This is a genomic window from Ferdinandcohnia jepli, from assembly GCF_047246645.1.
Taxonomy (GTDB): Bacteria; Bacillota; Bacilli; order Bacillales; family Bacillaceae_L; genus Ferdinandcohnia.
In genome coordinates this window covers 129,490-150,458 of the sequence record NZ_JBFOKR010000004.1, presented here as the reverse complement: position 1 = coordinate 150,458, position 20,969 = coordinate 129,490, and the positions used below count along the sequence as shown (strand labels likewise).

12 protein-coding genes are annotated in these 20,969 nt (G+C 38.5%); all 12 read right to left on the bottom strand.

Annotated elements, in window-relative coordinates; all coding sequences use genetic code 11:
* Window positions 1-296 precede the first annotated feature (296 nt).
* Window positions 297-446 (bottom strand): hypothetical protein, encoded by a 150-nt coding sequence (locus AB3M96_RS05730; protein WP_412966621.1) that lies wholly within the window; start codon window positions 444-446, stop codon window positions 297-299.
* 413 nt (window positions 447-859) lie between these two features.
* Window positions 860-1,063: a hypothetical protein gene (locus tag AB3M96_RS05725; protein WP_412966620.1), complete on the bottom strand. Its 204-nt coding sequence runs from the start codon at window positions 1,061-1,063 to the stop codon at window positions 860-862.
* Window positions 1,064-1,223: 160 nt separating this feature from the next.
* On the bottom strand, window positions 1,224-1,379 hold the full coding sequence (locus tag AB3M96_RS05720) for a hypothetical protein (RefSeq protein WP_412966619.1): 156 nt from the start codon (window positions 1,377-1,379) through the stop codon (window positions 1,224-1,226).
* Window positions 1,380-1,479: 100 nt separating this feature from the next.
* Entirely contained in the window at window positions 1,480-1,866 is a 387-nt protein-coding gene (gene gloA2, locus AB3M96_RS05715) for an SMU1112c/YaeR family gloxylase I-like metalloprotein (protein ID WP_412966618.1), read from the bottom strand.
* Between the two features lie 146 nt (window positions 1,867-2,012).
* Entirely contained in the window at window positions 2,013-3,776 is a 1,764-nt protein-coding gene (locus AB3M96_RS05710; protein WP_412966617.1) for an immunoglobulin-like domain-containing protein, read from the bottom strand.
* Window positions 3,777-4,708: 932 nt separating this feature from the next.
* The gene (locus tag AB3M96_RS05705; RefSeq protein ID WP_412966616.1) at window positions 4,709-7,150 is read right to left on the bottom strand and encodes an ATP-binding protein; all 2,442 of its coding nucleotides are present in this window, start codon (window positions 7,148-7,150) and stop codon (window positions 4,709-4,711) included.
* The gene (locus AB3M96_RS05700; protein ID WP_412966615.1) at window positions 7,137-7,502 is read right to left on the bottom strand and encodes a response regulator transcription factor; all 366 of its coding nucleotides are present in this window, start codon (window positions 7,500-7,502) and stop codon (window positions 7,137-7,139) included. The genes AB3M96_RS05705 and AB3M96_RS05700 overlap by 14 nt, the downstream gene beginning before the upstream one ends.
* 134 nt (window positions 7,503-7,636) lie before the next feature.
* Window positions 7,637-10,852, bottom strand: coding sequence for a hypothetical protein (locus AB3M96_RS05695; RefSeq protein WP_412966614.1), 3,216 nt, complete (start codon window positions 10,850-10,852; stop codon window positions 7,637-7,639).
* On the bottom strand, window positions 10,845-12,197 hold the full coding sequence (locus tag AB3M96_RS05690) for a glycosyltransferase family 2 protein (protein WP_412966709.1): 1,353 nt from the start codon (window positions 12,195-12,197) through the stop codon (window positions 10,845-10,847). Before AB3M96_RS05690 ends, AB3M96_RS05695 begins: the two co-directional genes overlap by 8 nt.
* Before the next feature lie 46 nt (window positions 12,198-12,243).
* Entirely contained in the window at window positions 12,244-13,296 is a 1,053-nt protein-coding gene (locus AB3M96_RS05685; RefSeq protein WP_412966613.1) for a HEAT repeat domain-containing protein, read from the bottom strand.
* Between the two features lies 1 nt (window position 13,297).
* Window positions 13,298-14,959 carry a response regulator gene (locus AB3M96_RS05680; protein ID WP_412966612.1) on the bottom strand — a complete coding sequence of 554 codons (1,662 nt, stop codon included), beginning with the start codon at window positions 14,957-14,959 and terminating at the stop codon, window positions 13,298-13,300.
* Window positions 14,960-15,337: 378 nt separating this feature from the next.
* Complete coding sequence (locus AB3M96_RS05675; RefSeq protein ID WP_412966611.1) at window positions 15,338-20,890, bottom strand: cadherin domain-containing protein; 5,553 nt, start codon at window positions 20,888-20,890, stop codon at window positions 15,338-15,340.
* Window positions 20,891-20,969 lie beyond the last annotated feature (79 nt).

Below are 20,969 nucleotides of genomic sequence, written 5' to 3'. Positions count from 1 at the left end.
TTTTAATTTACACTATTACTTGTTCATTTTCAATACCTTTTTAATGGTAAATGAACAAACATAGTGTATATGTATCGCCGCAAGTATACAGCCACTATCCAGTGTTAATATAGATAGGTTGCCTTTTTGCACAGAATTTATCACCAGTTATTTTTTGTGAATGGTAGATATCGGAAGGATTTTAAGGCCGAATTTAACTATACGTGTTCTCCATATTTTATTAATAAATAATGGCATAAAAAAAGACTCAGCATTTCGCCAAGTCTTAGTGGAGGTTTAAGTATTTCATGCAGAACTTACTTCATTGCATTTCTTTCTTCAATTAAATACACCTTAATTTTATGATATCTAATTCGTTTTTCATTAATATATTCGCTATATTTATCTTGAGTTCGCTTCTTAAGTACGGTAATCATGAACTGATGATAAAGTCTTTTTAAACCCATACATATCACATCCTTCAATACAAGATTACATCTCAGACATTACTAATGTATGAACAAAAAATTACATTTATCGTAATAATATTGAAGCATGTCAAAAGATTGGAGAATTAACAAAGTGACACAGAGAAGCAGGATACATTACCTAAGAAGAAATATTATGTAATATACAGGTGTTAGGTCTTAAATAAACAACCACAAATTATAAAAGTACGAAGCAACAATTTCCATAAACTTATAAGAGATAAGAGATATACTTAAAATTCCAAGTAAACAGAGCAAACATTTTCTAAACAGAACCAATTATGTACCTCCTTAGAAATCATATTGCTTATTTACTTCAGTCTACCTTCACTAAGTAAACCCCTTATATATGTAGTGTTAATAGTTTATAAAGTCTGTGTAAAGAACACAGCTTATTTAATTCCCACATCTCCCGTTATCGCCAGCCTCAAGGCACCATATACACCAGAATCACTACCAACTTTACTCCTGTGAACTGGTATCTCTTCCACTCCAGAATCTGAATAGTTCCTAAAACTGCTCAACAGCGGTGCTTCATATAAATCAAATACTTCATTTAATCCACCACTGATAATCGTAACAATACTATTGCTCAAATATTGGGTACTTCTCTTTTAAAAGAAGTAGAGATGCAAAATACCTTTATGGATTGGATTTATAAAAAAAATACCCGCTCCCATTATATAAGGGACAGGCATATACTGTTCTAGCTTAAAGCTGTACATCAACAGTCGAGTAAACTCTAAAAAAACTAATTTACTTTTTCACGATATTCGGTACATTCACACCGATAAGAAGGACTAATATGAGACCCGTTGCAGTTTTGTCTGGAGTGTCAACGATAAAGAAATTATATACTGTTAAAAGTAAAGCCAATGCTAGACCAATTCTAGCAATCCAGTTTTTGTTCATTTCCTATATCTCCTCTATTTTCTTAAAATATAGGTAAATTGTACTATACAAGTAAAAAGTTAGGTATATATTTTTTACCAGTTTACCAACTTTCTATATTCTACCGCTCATATAACTCTAAAGGCAGACCATCCGGGTCATTGAAAAATGTGAATTTCTTACCTGTTACCTCATCAACGCGTATTTGTTCTACTTTAATATTTTTCGCTAGCAACTCACCAACTGCCTCTTCAATGTTATCAACTTCAAAGGCTAGATGTCGAAGTCCTGCGGCTTCAGGGTAACTTGGTCTTTTAGGAGGTTTAGTGAAAGAAAATAACTCTATCTGGTAGTTGTCCCCTACTGCAAGGTCCAGTTTATATGAATCTCGTTCAGCCCGGTACGTTTCGCTGATAACCGGTAACCCCAGTTTATCAACATAAAACTCCTTAGACTTTTGATATTCTGAACAGATAATCGCAATGTGATGAATTCGATTTATTTTCATGTCAATTCCACCTTTCTCTGTGTATGATAGTCATACTCTATTTTAGAATATCCTTAATTGGTTTTGGCAAAAGGACTCCGAAGTAAATAGGTAATAAAAAAACCTATTAGTAATGAACAATATACTAATAGGTTCCTATAACATTTCTACGCTCTTACTCTTCTTTTCAAGCCAACTAGGAGCAATACACCAGCAAGTCCAAGAACAGAGCCAATTAATAACCAATTAAAGTGGCTAGTAGCTGTTTTAGGTAAAGAACCTCCACCTTTAGTGCCTTTATCTTTCTCGACTTCAGTTGTTGGTGCAGTCTTTTTTTCTATAACCTTTACTAAACGTGTAACTTCTGTTTTATTACCAGCACTATCTGTTACTTGGTAGACAAGCTTATATTCACCAGGAGTATCGCTATCTACCTCACCTGTTATAGTAACCTTATCTGTTAGGTCACCATCTACAACATCGGTTGCTGTCACGCCTGGATCTGTAAACTGGCTTCCTTGCTCAATTGTAAGTGGGTTATCCCCTTTTAATGTAATAACTGGTGCATCTTGGTCAACTACTCGAACAATTCGAGAGGCTTGACCTTTATTTCCAGCATTGTCTGTTACTGAATAAACAAGTGTATACTCACCAGGAGTGTTTGTATCTACAGTACCTGTAACTGCCACTTTATCTGTTAAATCACCGTCAACATCATCAGTAGCCTTTGCTCCTGGATCTACGAATTCACTCCCATGGCCAATTATTATCGGGTTATCTCCTATAAGGGTAACCACTGGTGCTTGAACATCCACAACAGTTTGGGTGGCGGATAATTCTAGTACACTATCAACTAACTCATCATCAATCTCTAATATCCCTTTAACTGAGAACTCATAGGTTTGTCCGACAGTTAAACCTGTTACCTCATATGTTGTTACGTCCGAACCTACTTCACCAATAGGTTCGCCATCTTGAAAAATACGATATCCAGTCGCTTCTCCAAAAACAGCCGGCCAACTTAACTGAACAGTGCCCGTTGCAGGTGTTGTTGCAGTTAGTTCTGGTAATGGAACATTTACTGCTGTTGCAAAATCAGTAGTACCCGTTTTTAAATCAAGCGAAAAACTTCCTTTTTCCCAAGCGTTTCCGTTAATTAACGATAAAATCGCAGTTACTCCATCCTCTGGAGACTCTGTGTTCTCCCCGAGATTATCAAGAAGAGGATGTAATGTTGTTTGCATAGGAATTTCAAGAGACACTGCAAGCTTGTTAAAGAAACTTGCATTTAAATTGTAATAGCCAAATATAGTAGAAGTTGAATCACCTGTTCTCCACACAGGACTATCAGCAGGTACATTCATAGGGTCAACCACTATTGGCTCTTCTTCAACTGCCAATGGAGGTATTCCACCGAAATCACTGCCATTTACATAATCGAAATCAAAAAATTTTATTCCGTTCTCTGAACTTGTTTCACTTACAAAAACATGTGTAAATCCATCAACACTTTGACCATCTTGATCAAGTACATCAATCGAAACAAGCACCTGATTTGGATCCATTGGGTTGATTAAGATATTCTGAACAGTTGCGGATTCTGGAATTTTTGTTGGCAGACCAGTTTCTGTATCCATATCATAATACATGATTCCATCCAGACCATTAGTATACATCGGCACCCAGTATACTGAGGTATCGCCAGACGGAGTTTGTATGTACCCACCAACAGTAGTGTTAGGATCAACTTCAACTTCCAAATTATCTGAGTTACTCACTTCAGTTTCGGTAACTGAACCATCGAACGCCTGCAGGTAAAACGTCTCCTCACTTGTAAGCTCACCTCGAAAGGCAACTGTACAACCTGAAAGAAATACTACAAAAACAAGAAGCAAACTACTAATCCTAAATGCCCTTTTCGTCCTTTTCAACCTCATTCTCCTTTACAACCTTATTTTCCTTTTAATACCATTAATATATAAAACTACCAAAAAACCACTACTTAAGTTTACACAAATATCTAAATATTGTATATATTTAGTCGGATTTTACTAGTGAGTTTTTAGTGATTTTATCTTATTGATAATTTGAAAATTACTTCACCGGGAGGTTGTTAAAAAAGTGCTACTACAAGAACACCGAAATCTCTACTTTTCCCATCACTATTATCTTCCTCATAATATGACTTCTCGATTCTAGTAGAGTTTCGAAACGAGATGGGCGAATTATAAAAACAACTGGTACTACTTAAATCACCTGATGGCAATATGAAGGAAGTTACTTAAATGGTATTACGCTGCGGACAAAGGAGAATGCAGACAGTCTGGTTGAAGGTCAAGGGTAAGTGGCATTACCCGGATGGTCAGTAGCTTAGGCATTAGATATTACGCTCATAAGATGCTGAAGTGCTATCTATACTACAATACGGGTTAACCCGGATGGCTAGTTGGAGTTTTAGTGGGTCGAGGGGGCTGGTCCCTTGACCCTAATAGATTTAGACCTTGCCCCTTCAACTATAACAGGGTATTTTGCCAGCATACACGCTATGATACAAACGTTTGTAATCTTAATGCCCTAGCAAAACTGCGCTCATAGGCTAAACAAACATTTGATTGAATTAAGATTTCACGATTAGTACAGACGGTAGTGATCGATACAACCAACGTTCTAATTTACTTATTGATTATATCTACTGCGATACCCGCTTTCGGTCTTTTAAAATGCTAATAAGCAATTAGCTAATTTATTATGCAATTACTTGAATTAGTGTGCAATTATCCTCAACTAGTATGCAATTAATTTAATTATTACTCAATTAATCGATTTATTACGCAATAGGAGAGTTCATAATCTATTTGAAATGCTAAATTCGTGATTCAGCCAGCACCTTTGGCAACTTCACTGTAAAAATACTCCCCTCATTCAACGCAGACTCAACAAATACCTCACCCTCATGCTCCTTCATAATCTCTTTTACAATCGCTAAGCCGAGACCTGTTCCACCTATCTTTCGCCGATCCGAATTATCAACTCTGTAAAACTTCTCAAAGATATCCTTCACTGCTTCTGCTGGGATTCCGAGACCTTCATCTTTAATTTCGACATTCAAATAATTGTCTTCCTCAAAAAACCTAACATCAACACTTCCGCCCTCTGGTGAATATTTCACTGCATTGCTAATTAAGTTATTGAATACCTGCGCTAGTTTATCCCAATCACCAAATACAACAGTATTTACCTTATCATCACTCAACCGAAAGACATGAGTCGGATGATTAACCTCATACATCTCAATTATTTCACTCAACATCGGCAGAATATCCACATTCGATTTATGATACTCTTGCTTTCCAGCCTCCATTTTTTGAACATCTAAAAAGTCGTTCACTAATGCCGTTAAGCGTTTTGCTTCCTGGTAAATCGCAGTTAGATACTTTCTTTGTCGTTCTGCTGGAAATTCTTTATGTAGCATTAACTCTGCAAATCCAAGCACACTCGCCAGTGGTGTACGAAGTTCATGACTTACCGTACTGACAAGCTCCGATTTCATCGCATCCACTTCGTATTCCTTTGTAATATCGCGATGTACGATAACGGTTCCCATTTTTTCACCGTCTCTTGTTAGTGACTCGCAATATACCTGTATGAACCGCTGGAATGGACTCATTTGGTGGTATACAAAGGACGGAGTCTCACCTTTACTAAATAGGACTTGATCAAAAAACTCCTTCAACTCCGGGCCGTTTTTAACCGCTTCACTAAAATCCATGGTCCATTTTTCATACTCACTGTCAACAATTGCTCCGGACTGACACTCCAACATATCGCAAAGCTTTTGATTAACCTGTATGACTCTTCCAGAAACATCAACAAGTTGAATCCCTTCTTTAATTGTGTCTAGTATATTTTGGGTTAACAGACGTTCCGCTTCAGTCTGTTCGAAAAGCTTGATTTTATCTAGAGAAATGGCTATCTGTTTGCTTAAGTTGACATATTCGTTAATTTCCGAATCAAGAAAGGCTTTGTCGTACCTTGAGAACATCATAACTCCTGCAACTTCACCAGATGCTGTGAGGACTGGTAAAAATAGATCAAAGGTGAATGAATGATTGGTATGATATCCTTTTTCGGAAAAAAGGCTTTCTCTTTTTATCACATAGGGCTTCTTTGTATCTTGAAGTCTTGTAACCAGCCCTCCATCCAAATGCTCGAGAAACTGCTGAGTTCCTTGCTCTGAAACTCCAAAAGAGGCGGATTCGTTTCCTTTTTCCAATAACACAATTATTCCTTTATCCGCCTCCACAATTTCAGTCATGGTTTTAACGATACTATGAAGGACCTCACGTTTATCAAGTGAGTTAGACAAACCCTTGTTTAGTCCATTCCTGCGCATAAGGTCGGTCTCCCTACTGCGTGTTTCCTTAAGGGCCTGCTCTAAGTGTATCTGCTGAGTTTGCAGCTGCTCCTGCTGGGCAAGTAGTTCTTGATTTCGAGCACTCAGGTCATCTTCTTTCTCCTGAATACTTCTTGCCATTTTCTCAAATGCCATCGATAAAACACCTAGCTCATCCTGTCTGTTAGACAGATTAGGGAACATCACAGGCCGTCCTTCTGCAATTTCACTAGCAGCAAGAGTAAGCCTGCTTAATGGCATTCTAATTCTCCAAATGGTTACACGAATTAGTACTGCCATTCCGCCAATTAATAACAGAAGAACTCCGACAAAGATTAATTGTATAAGTAGAAACTTATTTTTCTGTTCCTCCTGTTCCCTCGAGTGCTGCTCCCGTAGACCGTCCATATAGTCTTTGACATTACTCTGGTAGGTTCGAATTTGTTCAGAAGCATTTTGAGAAACAGCAATCTTTGTAACCTCTTCATAGAGCCCATTATCATAAAACTCTTTAAACCTTGGTAAAACATCCTTAAAATAGTAGTTATAAAAGTCGCCAGTTCGTTCTACAAACAATTCATCCTCAGTTGTTTCAGCTATATCGTGTAAATTCGAAATCCTTTCATCAACAATCTCACGCTGTTTTTCGACGTTGGTGTAATAGGTTTCTAGTCCACCGTATGCTAAATACGCCCTCATTTCAGATATTGCCAGATTGAATGAATATTCCAGGTCAGAAGCGAGAACCATTTTCCGTTCAAATTTTTCATTTTCTCGTTCAAAACTTTGTTGTAGCTGATTTTCGTATACAATCAGCACTGAGATCAATAAAGTAAAGGCCAGCATAATCACGATAGTTAACATACCAAACTGTCTGGCTAAGCTTGTCTTTACATAGTTACGCAGACTCACGCAAAATCTCCTCGATTCTTGCTACAAGTGCTAATGGACTAAATGGCTTACTAATAAACGCATCAGCGCCTGCCTCTAACACCTTTTGCTGCTGAGACGCCTGGTTCTTCGCACTTAACATAATAATCTTTACCTCTTCATGTTGCAGCCGTAATCTTTTTATCAAATCCAAACCTGTATACCCTGGCATCATATAGTCAACAATCACAAGATCGTATGCATGTTTCTTAAACAACTCAATTGCCTCATCCCCATCACAAGCCTCATCAACCTTATACCCCTCATCCACTAACGTATCTACAACCAGCATCCGAAGAACCTCCTCATCCTCCACAACTAAAATACGCTCCATGCTTCTCTCCCCCTTACTGGGACAAGTCCCTCATCCACTATTTCCTTACTTTCAAAAATTGCTTCTGTATATATCTTCCCGCACTTTTACAAAAAATATAGACTGGCTACTAATAGCCAGTCTTAATCAATCTCTTATTTCCATGCATTCCTCAAAATATTATACGATTTCTTTAGTCTCTCATGGAAAACCGGTTGCTCCCAGTTTTCCCATGTATATTGCATCCACTCTCCACTAGCAGTCGGCACTCGCTGTGCTACCTCGTTTTTAGTTGAAACAATGACCGCAACCGAAATGGAGTCAATGTTTTGTTTACTCTCCAAGCCAGCATCATTCCAAAAATCGCCAATGATTTGCCTTTGACTCGGATCCTTCACGTTTAACATCAACCATGGTAACCGTAGTTCCAGAACACCATCTTTACTAATAAAATCCGCCAATGAGTTGTAGTTATCTGCATCCGGGTTACCATTGCCATACATTAGTTTTCCCGTTTCATAAGCAGAAAACGGCACTGTTAGAGTTTCATCCTGTTTCTGTATTGTCATTTGTTTACTTAACGTTAAACGAATCGGATGGTAAATACCGTTATTTTTTTCACTCGCATATGGCTGTTCTTCAATCAATCCAAGCACATGGCCGTAGTCAAAATGGAAGGTATCATAGTAGCTATCAATTAACACCCTTGAATTCTCTTTGCCATTTAACTCAACTAGAAAATCAATGCCTTCTTCCTGTATGCCCGAAACATCTGGGACAGTCGATTGCCCTTGACCGCCAATTGTATTTAACAATATTGAGGTCTTAAACTCATCTTCATTCCATTGGTCCTCATTAAAGTCAATTCTAAAATAAAGCGCCCTTGCATCGCTACCGATATATACATTCTTTATTGGGCCCTGGTCATTTGACTGAACGGGTTCAATTCCCCTTGCTTCCCATTCAGATATGTCACCATCAATTAAAAACTGTGTATCCTTCGTGTCAGGTTCGAAGCTGAGCAGACCAAAATGTTGCTCGTTTGTTTGAATATTATCCCAGAATGGCCGGCGATCTGGATTATCATAGTCCATCGTGTTCCAGGTACGCTTAAACCATTCATCCTGCCACGAGAATACAAGTCCACCAGCCATTTTTTCTTCAACAATGTTCTCATATAACTTAGTAATCAACTTACCTTGCTCCTGTTCAGAGTGAAAACCTTGGTTAAATCCATGCACGTTTTCATGGGTAAGACCCCTTGACGCTGGGATTCCAAACTCAGCAACAAGTATAGGCATATCGTGATGCTCCTTCATATCATGCAAATACCCTGCATAGTTATTGTTTTCACCACGATGGTCTTTGTACTCGACATACTTTTCCTCATAGTTCATGAAATCCGGGTAGTATGGATAAAAATGATACGAAGCAAAGAGCCCTGGATAAAATGCATCTGTTGCTTTAATCACATTCGGATTTACTGATACCATATCTTCCGTATCACTAGGTTCTGATGGATGCTCTAGTAAGTCGGTTGTTGGCCAGTTCGTAAAGCTGACCGGATGCTGCCACCCATAGGTTTCTGCTTCATATCCAGCTGTGAAATCCATCATCTCAGCAAGCCACGCTTCAAATGGTGAAGCATTTTCAGTTTTGATATATGTCCCACTGTAGTTCGGTTTATCAGGATTACTTTCATTTGTCCCAATAACACCCTCTGGATCCCACTCAACCCCTAGAACCCAGCCTAACAGATAAGGGGATAAATCGTGAACATACTTTCCACTGGCATGTCCAGGTCTCTCCTCTATCTCTGCATTACCATTAATAATATCCACCGTACGCTTAATTTCCGCTTTGAAATCATCCGTCACGGCTGGATCAAATGCATTTTTCTTTTCTAAAAATGTCTCCTCATTTACCCATACACCATGGAACAGGTAAATTGGATTTTCTGTACTACGGTTATGCTCATACAACGCCTGGTAAAATGCAGGCGGATGTATCGTGTAGACACGAATTGCATTTGCATTTAATTCACTAATTTGCTTAAACCAACGAGCATATTCTGACTTGTTAATACCGGTCTCACCTGGAAACGTTCCAGGCTTCGCAATCCCCATGTTCACACCTTTAATAAGAATATCTTCCCATTCGCCATTTTTATAAACTTGAAGATAACCAGTACCAGATTTCCCAATCACTTTCATACCGTCGACGGTTTCAATCTCCGGTTCAATCGCCACTTTTTTAGAAGCACCTTTTTCCTTTGATAAAATCTCCTTCATCATCGGTACATACGCCTTCCAATAAAACGTCTCCGTTCTACCTTTTTGGTCAAAGGAAAGCAGTTTTTGCCACCAGGCTATTCCTTTTACTTGGTAAAAAGCAGGTACTTTTTCCTGGTCAGCGAAATCCCCAGCAAAATAATAGCTGTCATATGATGATTCTTCATGATGGATAACTGCTGGAAACGTGAGTGGAATGTTCGCTTCAGACAATTTTCCCTCTCCACTTTTCTTCAACTTCAATTCAAAATTCGCCTGAACTTCCTCTACATCATTTGCTTCCACCACATCAAACCAATAGTTATACTGGATATCATCGTCCAGATCATAGTGGCCAACATCCGTTTGCTTAAATTGAACAGCCGAATCTGTTATGTCATTTTCGGTTAACACCACAACTTTGTCGGCCTCATTAACAAAAACAAGCCCCTTCCCTTTAAAAGCAAAGGCCTCTCCATACTGGTTTTCAAAATTTTGTTTTAACCAAACCGGGACTTCATCATTAGCCAAGTTACTAAAGTATCGCCCCATCCAACCTGTCCAACGCAGGTTCATCAACTCATAAAATTCTTCACGGACTCGCTGCTCGGTTGGAGAACCAAATGTATTAAATTCGGCGATTAAGGTTTGGTTATTTTCAATTAATGATGCACTCAGTAAACTAACATCCCTAGAGGTCATCCCACCATACAATAATTCAGACCGCGCCCCGTCTTGGTTGTTACTTACATATTCATCTTCATAAACACCATAACCATCTGCTACATATAAAACATCATACGGAGATAAATCCTCCGGGAGCTCCTTCACTCGAAAGTCTGGTGGCTGATCTGTAGGTATAAAACCGACATAATCCTCTTCCTCCCGATAGGTTGTTCCATTTTCCTTTTTGAACTTTAGATTATTTAAGAGCCAAGTAATTCCCTGATGCTCCCGGTAGGATTGGTCTGGAACTGTTTTATCTACAATTAACACATCTAATTTCTTTTCAGGTTGTAAAAACCATAACCATAATGGTGATGAAAATACTAAAAGTAAAATCACAACACCGGATAAAATAAACGCACTCTTTTTAGTCATTAGAAACACCTTTTCGCACCATTTCTCCCCAGCCTTTTTTACCTAATACAATTTCAATCATGCCTTCTACCCTCCACAAAACGGTGAGTGGGCGATACCAAATTGTCTCAGTGAGAGAAACGAAAAATAACAAAGCAAAGTGGCGTACCTTTGGATACCTCTCCATACTCCACTCCTCTAAAAGTACTGCCGCCATGGAATAAATGGAACCATAAATTAACGACAGCAGGAAAAAGATAATCGCGTATTCTACATAAATACGCTCCAAAAAAATAGAAACTACTAACAAAATATAACCAGTAAATTCAACTAACGGACCTAGAAATTCAATAAAGAAAAAATAAGGCATTGCAAACAATCCAATAGAACCATACTTTGGATTGAACATGATGGTCTTATGTTTCCAAAGGCTATCAAATAACCCCCGATGCCACCGCTTACGCTGACGGCGTAAAAACTTTATCGACTCAGGGGCCTCTGTCCAGCACACCGGATCGGGAACATAGATAATTTTCTTTTTCGCTTTTCGATCCTTTATCAGACGATGTAGCCGAACAATTAACTCCATATCCTCGCCAACTGTATGTGCATAGCCACCAGCATCAATTACCCATTTTTTCGAAAACACACCAAAAGCTCCAGAAACAATGAGTAATGAATTATTTCGACTAAGCCCAATCCGACCTGTTAAAAATGCCCGTAGGTACTCAATGACTTGCATGATAACAAGTGGCTTTCGAGAAATACCTACATCTGTAAGTTCACCATTATTAATCGTACAACCATTGGCAATTCGAACACTTCCGCCTGACGCAATCACCTCATCATTGGATTCAATGATTGGCTTTAGCACTTTTAAAAATGCATTTCGTTCAATAATCGAATCTCCGTCCAATGAGCAAAAGTAAGGATACTTTGAAACATTAATCCCTGCATTTAAGGCATCCGCTTTACCGCCATTTTCCTTATCAATCACGATTAAATTCGGGTAAATGGTTGACTGATAAACTGCCTTGATTGGTTTTGTATCCAGCTGTTTCCGAACAACCCGCTTACGTTCTACCAACTCAAATTTCGTAATAAGCTTTTCAAGTGTATCGTCTTTTGAACCATCATTGATAATGATAATTTCATATTCAGGATACTCAATGCTGATTAATGACCGAATACTCCCCATGATTCCAACCGATTCATTATAGGCAGGTACCAGGATTGAAACCGGCTTGGTATATTCAGACTTCAGCAATTCTTCGTATGGCTCGTAATCATCAAGTTGATAGCTTTTTCTAATCTGAAACAGGGAAAGAAGCAGCATGCCACCATATACAACGATTATCATGATCATATAGATTAAAATAAACCAGCTGCCTGCTGTTAATAAAAAAGACCAATTAATATGAATATGCACCCCGCTCCTTTTCTAGCCACTCAATCGCCATATCCTTTGCAAAAATATCTGTCGATTCATCAACAACGCTTTCTAACACTTCTTCCCCATCTTTAAATCTCAAAATGGCCTTGGCCGCTTCTGCTCTTACCACATATTCTTGATCTGAAAGTAGGTCGACGAGTTGTTCCTTATACATATCAAGACGTTGAACTCCAGTCACCTTTGCAGCCATCATCCGAATTGGCCAGATTTCCGAGTCAAAAAACTCCCCAAGCACCTCGGCATCAATTGGTATTCCTGAGTTTGCGTATGCTTTTAATGCTCGTACCCGTAATTCCGTATCCTGGCTAATCACAAGCTTCTGTAAGAGTGAATGATAGGCAGTTAACTGCTTTTCTCCAATCGCGTCCACCAGCATATATTGCAATCTTTTTGGAACATTACTAAAGCCTTCGACTAGCTCATCCACCTTCTCATCATCCAAGTGTAAAAGGATTGTTAACAATGAAAAGTCAGAGATATCGGTGCCAACTTCCTCTAAATAGTCAATAATCATAGGTTCATTGAATTGCGCAAACAGCTTCAGAATTTGAGCCTTTTCTCCGCTTGTTACACGTTTTTTCTGATAAAGTTCATGCAAGACTGGAGTTAGATGATTCATTTGAAAATCCTCAATTGAATAGAGGGCATTCATTCTAAGACTCCAACGCCTTTGTTTCAGCTGTCTTTGCACAAATGTAGTTAAGTATTCTTTTGTAAAGGTGTGAATACGTTCCTTTACTTCAACACCATCCAACACGTTTGTATATTCATTTAACAGCTCAAAAAGCGCTTTTATTTTTTCATCGGTGAGGTCTGTTTCAATCGAAGCTTTATCACCTGTCTGTAAATATTGGAATACCGCTAACCGGTTCTCTTCCTTTAAGTCCTCAATTCGTGCTCTCATCTTATTATTTTGAACTTTATTAACCATCAAGTATAAAAAAAGACTCATCAAGATAAACATCAATAATAAGAGCAATATAAAAAGTGCAGCTAAACTTGTTTCAACCATTTTATTTCACCCTTTTTATAAGGTGCCCAAGTCGCGACTCCAGTTCTAAAAGCTTGAAAGGTTTTGTGATATAGTCGTCCGCACCAAGCTGGATGGCACGTGAGATATCCTGTTCACTTTTACGAGAAGTTAACATGATAATCTTGTACCTCTCCTGATCATTGAGAGCACGAAGTTTTTGAAGAACCTCGATACCATCCATCCGGGGCATCATGCCATCTAAAATGATTAAATATGGTTCATCATTTTCCTTATGCCACTCAGATTCAAGAAATTCCATCCCATCCTTGAAGGATTTAATATTCACCGAAAAGCCCTCGGTTATTTTACTTTTACTAATTAAATCAGTAAGCATCGTTCTTATTATTGGATCATCATCAACAATGCCAACATGAATTCGTTTTTTATGAAGTTTGATAGTCTCAGATGGGACAATCTTGATAACGCCTCTCCCTTCACGCTTGGCTTCATAAAGGGTACTAAATAATACTCGAACATTCTTTGTGAGGTCCAGCTGACTTGCTTGTATTTCATGTACAGCAGCTGAAAATGTGCAATAAAATGGATTGGACTCGCTACCGTAAAATGGCTTTTTTGAAAAATCCTTTAAAATTCGCTCTATGGAGTTTTTCGTTTCTTCCACATTGTTATCAGGTAAAAACAGTAGAAATTCATCACCACTATATCGAATAATAACGTCATGATGAAACAAGCGATTACGCAAGATTTCAGCAAACGTTTTTAGTACCTGATCACCAACTGTAAACCCGTGAGAATCATTAATTTTTTTCAGATTATCCAGTGCTACTAACACAATGCCGCATGTCTCATTTTTTCTTCTTAAATTATGGACCACACGATCAAACATCTTTTGTAAATAGTTCCTGTTAAACACCCTTGTTAATTCATCAATAATTACTACTTCTTGTATAGTTTGTTTTCGCTCAATCTGTCGGTGTACGCGGACGATAAACTCCTCATGCTCAAACGGAATGGTAATAAAATCATCCACACCCAGCTGATAACTCTTTATTCTAAGACTGGGTGAAGAACCCTCGCTTATCATAATTGTCGGCACAAAACGATGCTTAACCATATCCTTTAGCCGTTCTAACACATCAAGGCCACTCTTATCTTGTATCCCATAATTAATAATTACACAATCCGGATTCAAATCGTAGAAAGACGAAATTGCTTTATCCGGGTCAGCCACGGCCAACACACCCCATCCTTGCTGCTCAAGCATCTCTTTTGCATACATAATGAAGTCAGCATTATCATCAATTAATAAGATAATCGAGCGTGGGGAATGCTCTTGCTCGGCAGCACCTGTTTTCACCTGATTGTTACTGAACCTACTAGAAGGAATTATACTCCGTTCCCTTGTACCCGAATATTCTTCATAATACAAAAGCGAGATAAGCGGAAGGAAAAACCTCTGCAACTTTTCTTGATTCCATTCTCTGTCGTCTTCCTCACGTAACTCATCTAATAAAGACTGCGCCATCTCACCCATTCGAAACAATTCTATCGTCTTTGAGGTGCCCGCAATCGAATGAAGAAAACGGTAAACATCTTTATGTTGAACACTTTCATTATGATTCAACCATGACTCGAGCTGTCTTCTAACATTCCTGACAAACGTTTGCTGATATTTACTCATATCTCTCTCCTAGATCGGTGTTGGGACATAGGGACAGCACTTTTGCCCCAATGAAGGTAAACTCTTCATATTATCCCTCATCCTACCTGAAACATTCGACAGATTCTAGAATGGAGATTTACCAATTACACAATTGTACCAACACTTACAAATTACGACATAATTTCGCCTAAATCATACCATAATGAAAATGATTTTCATACAGTAAATTCGGGACTTTTTTACTAATACCATCGATTAAAAAGGGAGGCATGTGGGCTTTAGCTGTACCTTAGGAAATAACGCGCAATACTTTAGCTATCCTTACCTTGAATAAACACTTTGTAACGTACAAAAAAGCCAGGGAAACCAACTGGTCCCTGGCTTTATTTACTCATACTACGCTTTACGTCTTACCCTTTGTCCAACTACCAACGCTCCACCAATCATTACTAGTAGAAAACCTACTGTTAACCAATTATATTGACGAGTGGCTGTTTTCGGCAGCTCAGATCCTGATGATGGTTTATCTTCCTTAAAAACATTCGGGCTAAAGACTGCAAAAGTACTAAAATGGTTTGTGGTTGCATGAATATAACCATCCTTGTGCACACCGCCTACTAACTCCCATTGTTGCTTAGATTCGTTCAGGTAATAGACTTTGTCGTTCTTATCACTAGTCGGGAAAGCAAGTTCAACAGCTTTCTCAAAATGACTTATTACTTTACTACCTTGTTTAATTGTAAAATCATAAATGGTACTCTTCGCTAAATCTGATGAAGGCAGCTTTTTTGTAACTCTTTCTAAAATGAATAGCACATCATCCTGACCAGTAAAGTTACGAGCAGGAATATCTAGTTGGACATCCTTCTTCACAATCTTGATTTTTGCATTTCTACTTCGTAGTATTTCCATTTGAGAAGCAGTAAATCTTACAAATTGTGCTGAGTCTAGTTCTTTCGTCAACTCGACAACCAGAGTTCCATTTTCATCCACTAACTCAACATCGTGATCTGCTACTGTTACTGTCCCACCGTTGTACACTGGAACCGCTGGAACTGTAGCTTTCAAGCGTGTGACTGTTAGCGTATATTTAGTCACTTGGCCATTTTGAGCAGTAACTTCAATTTCGACGGTATTTTTGCCAATATCTAACGAAATAGCTTCGCTTTCTTGTCCACTCACTATTTCTTTCCCATTAATCTTGATTGTTGCATATGGGCTTTGTGATGTTGGTGTAAATACAATCGCATCTGTGCGCTCTCTGACTACTACTGAATATTCAGTAATACCCGGTGCAAATAGCGGATACATTATTCCATCATTACTTGTTAAATCCTGTAGGGTAGCATCACTTGAAAGAACCTGTATAGTAACTGCTACTGGAGCAGAGTGCACTCCATCATTAATAGTAACAGTTAGTCTATGCTCAGCCTTTTCTTCTGCATCTAACAAGGAAGCATCCAGTACTGTAATTTCTCCTGTAGCTTCATTAATGGTGAAAGTCCCATCCTCATTGCCAGCAGAGATTTCAAAGGTTACCGAATCACCATCTGCATCTTCCACTCCAACGATACCAACCAAACTACTATTTTCCGCCTGTTCATCAACGGTAAACATAACATCCTCTGAAGTAGGCGCATTGTCATTTACATTTGACAATTCGATGTGAACTACTGCAGGTGCAGTATGAATTCCATCGCTAACCTCAACAGTCAATGTAAAGCTTGGTGTTACTTCATAATCAAGCTTTGTTTCGTCTAATACAGTTATTTTTCCTGTTTGAGAGTCAATTGCAAAAGCATTGCCCTCATTGCCAGATACAATGGTATAGATTAAAGAATCTCCATCCATATCAACTGTAGAAACGTTTGCAACCTCTGTTCCATTACCAGTATTTTCAGGGACTGTGACGTCTACATCCTCTGCAACTGGCACATTGTCATTCAGGTTATTAATCTGAATGATAACAATAGCTGTAGTCTTATGAACTCCATCATATACTTCCACTGTTAGGTTGAACGTTTGTTGTCCTTCATAGTCTAATAGATTTGTATCAGTAACAGTGATTGTTCCTGTTACATCACTAATACCAAATGCTCCAGACTCATTTCCTGAAATGATACGATACGTTAGAGTGTCTCCATCTGCATCGTTAGCAACTATTTGACCAACTTCTGTTCCATTTTCTTCATTTTCATCAACTGAAAATACTGTGCTATCTATAATTGGAACATTATCATTTACATTGGTTAACGTTATAGTAACGATCGTTTCTGCTACATTGGTACCATCACTAACTTGAATGGTTAATGAGAACTCGTTACTCTTTTCAAAATCAAGCTTACTTTCATCTGCTACTGACACTTCTCCACTAACAGGATTTATTACAAACGCTCCATCTTCGTTACCAGCTACAATACTATAGACAAAACTACTGCCAGCATCTGCATCCGTGGCAGTAACAGTTCCAACACTTGTACCTGTAGACGTATTCTCTTCAATTATCATTTCAAATCCCTGTGGTACAGGAGTATTATCATTAAGATCGTTTACATTGATGATAATAGTTGCAACATTTGTCTGTAACTGATATAGCTTATCGAAAAGTGAATTTGGTGTTACTAATAGATTTGTAATTACAGAGTCACTAGCTTGGACCTTCAACTCAAAGCTTGTGGTCTGTTCGTAGTCCAGTAGGCTCGAATTTGCTACTTTAACTTCACCTGTAACAGCGTCAATGCTGAATGCTCCCGCTTCATTTCCTGAAAGTATTTCATATCGTAAAACATCACCATCAGCATCACTTCCACGAACAGTTCCTACCAGGCTTCCGTTCGCTGCATTTTCATCTACTGAAAATACATCATCAATCACTATAGGCAGATTATCATTTACATTATTCAGATGAATCGTTACGATGGTTTCTGTTTCATTTATGCCGTCACTTACTTTTACAGTAAGGGTAAAGCTTTTCACTACTTCATAATCTAGTTTTGTAGAGTCTGCAACCGTGATTTCACCACTAGTGGAGTCAATAGCAAACGCTCCAGACTCATTTCCGCCAACAATGCTAAAGGTAAAGGTACTTTCAGTATCAGCATCTGTTGCAGTAACAGTTCCTATAGATGTACTGTTTGCCGCATTTTCATTGATGCTCTTTTCGAACCCATTTAGGTCAGGTGCGTTATCATTCAAATCATTAACATGGATTGTAATGACACCTACATTTGAACCTGGACCGTCTACTTGAGGCACCAATGTATCAAGGGCTCGTACACTCAACTCGTAAGTTGTTGTAGTCTCATAGTCTAGTAAGCTTCCATCTTTTATAACAATTTCTCCTGTTGAAGAATTGATAGAGAATACTCCATCTTCATTCCCAGAGATAATTTCATAAAATAAGCTATCTCCATCTGCATCACTTGCAGTTACTACACCTACAAGCGTACCCGTGTCTTCATTTTCATTTATAGAAAAAGTTGCATCTTCAACTACTGGTAGATTGTCGTTTAGATTAAAGAGTGCAATCTGAACGGTAGTTGTTGCTGTATTTGTTCCATCACTCACCTGAACAGTTAGGGTAAAACTTTTTACTTTTTCAAAATCAAGCTTAGTTGCATCTAAAACACTAATCTCTCCACTTATCGCGTTAATACTGAATGCACCTGATTCATTTCCCGCAATAATACTATAGGAAAAAGTTGTTCCAGCATCATTATCTGTAGCTGTAACTGAGCCAACAGAAGTACCCGATGCTAAATTTTCATCAATGACAGTAGAAAAGCCCTGTGGAATCGGGAGGTTATCATTTACGTCATTTATCAAAATTGTACTATTCACAGTTACGCGGTCTACCCCATCACTAACCTCTATCACCAAATTGTATGAATCAATAGATTCATAATCTAAAAGACCAGAGGTTTTCAATACACCCGTTTCTGAGTCTAAATCAAATACACCGGTTTCATTACCAGACACAATTCTGTAAGTAAGTGCATCACCATCCAGGTCACTTCCTTGGATACTTCCAAGTACCGTACCAGATGAAGCATTTTCATTCACAGTAAAACTAGTGTCTGTTGATTGAGGCAGTTGATTGCGTTTTACAGTAACTGTATACATAGATGTTGATCCATCTTGTGCAGTTACCACTACTGGAATGAAGTTCATACCAGCGCTTAAAGAAATTGGAGTTGTTGGAACCCCACTGGTAGTTGCAATTCCATTAACCGTTACTGTTGCATATGAATCCGCAACCGTTGGTGTCAACGTAATAGAAGCTGTGTTATTTGGTACAGACACACGATAGTCCTTCGTCATTGATCCGAACGCAGGAGTTAGCGTACCTTCGCTAATTACCAGATTGCTCAGACTTGAATTATTAGACACCATCCTACGTACTTTCACGGTGTACGTTTTGACAGTTCCATCCTCTGCTGTAACCACAACTGATATGTCATTGTTCCCAAATGAAAGGGCAATTGGCTGACTAACAGCTCCACTCACAACAACTTGGCCATTAACAGTAACAGTTGCCTTTGAATCTGCAACAATTGGCGTAACCTGGATGCTACCTACATTGCTTGCAACTGAAGAATTATATTCGGTAGTTCCCGAAGAAAATATAGGTGCCAAATCTCCATTACTTAGAGTTAAGTTAGAAAGATTTGCATTAGAAGAAATACTTACTAGCCCAAAGTCGTCACTCGTACCATGTAAATATGATACATTCCGTAATCCGTCATCTAACGTGACAATCGTAAAGTTCTCTTCTGAATCGACAGAAAAGGCTAATTCCCTTGGAGTCAAAGTAACTAAGCTTGACGAAACAGTCTTTGTTCCAGTTACCCAGGTTCCCCCATCCCTTACCATTACAAAATAGCCCAACTCTGAAGGTGGCCAGTCCTTTGATTCTTTGTACATCATTACATATGCTTTCGAATCCTGTATCTCGACCGATATCGGATAGCTTATATATTGCGTACCAGAATAAAGAACCTCTCTTTGCCATGAACCCGACTGATTTGTTTGAAAATGTGTTGTAAATACTTCATTATCCAAATCACTTGCCCATGTACTACCTTCTGAGAATGTAACGTAAAGCTTTCCTGAAGCATCCACGGCAAATGGTGAATAGAAATAATCCTTCTGTTCAGCAACTGCATCGATAATTTTTTTTGCAGCTGGGAAAGCAGGAGCATTTGCATCCTTGTAGGTATAATAGTAGTTGCCATAATAGTCATTTTGGTTATCCTCTTTAACATACGTAACATGTACAGTATTGTTCTTATCCACTTCTACCTGAGGCGCATGTACTTCATCAATAGCACTTGTCCCAAGCGCTAACGTCTGAATAGCCCAAGATCCAGAGGCATTTGTTGCATAATGAACCTCATACTTTCGCGGATCATTAGAATCATTAAAGACATACACGATATGCGCCTTTCCATTTGCATCCACCGCAATACTCGGATCATACATGTTCTTCCAACCATACGAATCCGAATACTCCTCAATCGTCTGGAAAGTCCAACTACCATTTTTATATACCCCATATTTAACACCACGAGTACTTGTTACTCCAGAACCCTTATAGTGCAAATACGCCATATGGACACTCTCTGTAGCATCAATCGCAATATCTGATGGTCCATTAAACCCTGTATCACCAGACGCAGATGTTTTTAAGGACGTGACTTCATTCCATGAAGATCCACTCCACTTTTTCAATGCGATTTCTGTAGCATTCCTTACATGTGATAGATATTGAGTACCATTGGGACTTTTCGCCAATCTACTATAAGCCCAGGTGTTTTGGGAAAACTGATGAATCATCCCCTCTGTAACAGAACTACTTTCAGCCCTTACCTGTTTTTGTGTACTTGCCGGCCCAATTAACACTACCTGCAAAACTAGTAAAAATGCTAATACAATTCGTAACTGTTTCATAAACACTCCTCCTTTTGATTCATTTTCATTTCATATTTATACCAAATTCCGCCATAAACACAGGACAAATTCCCCGATT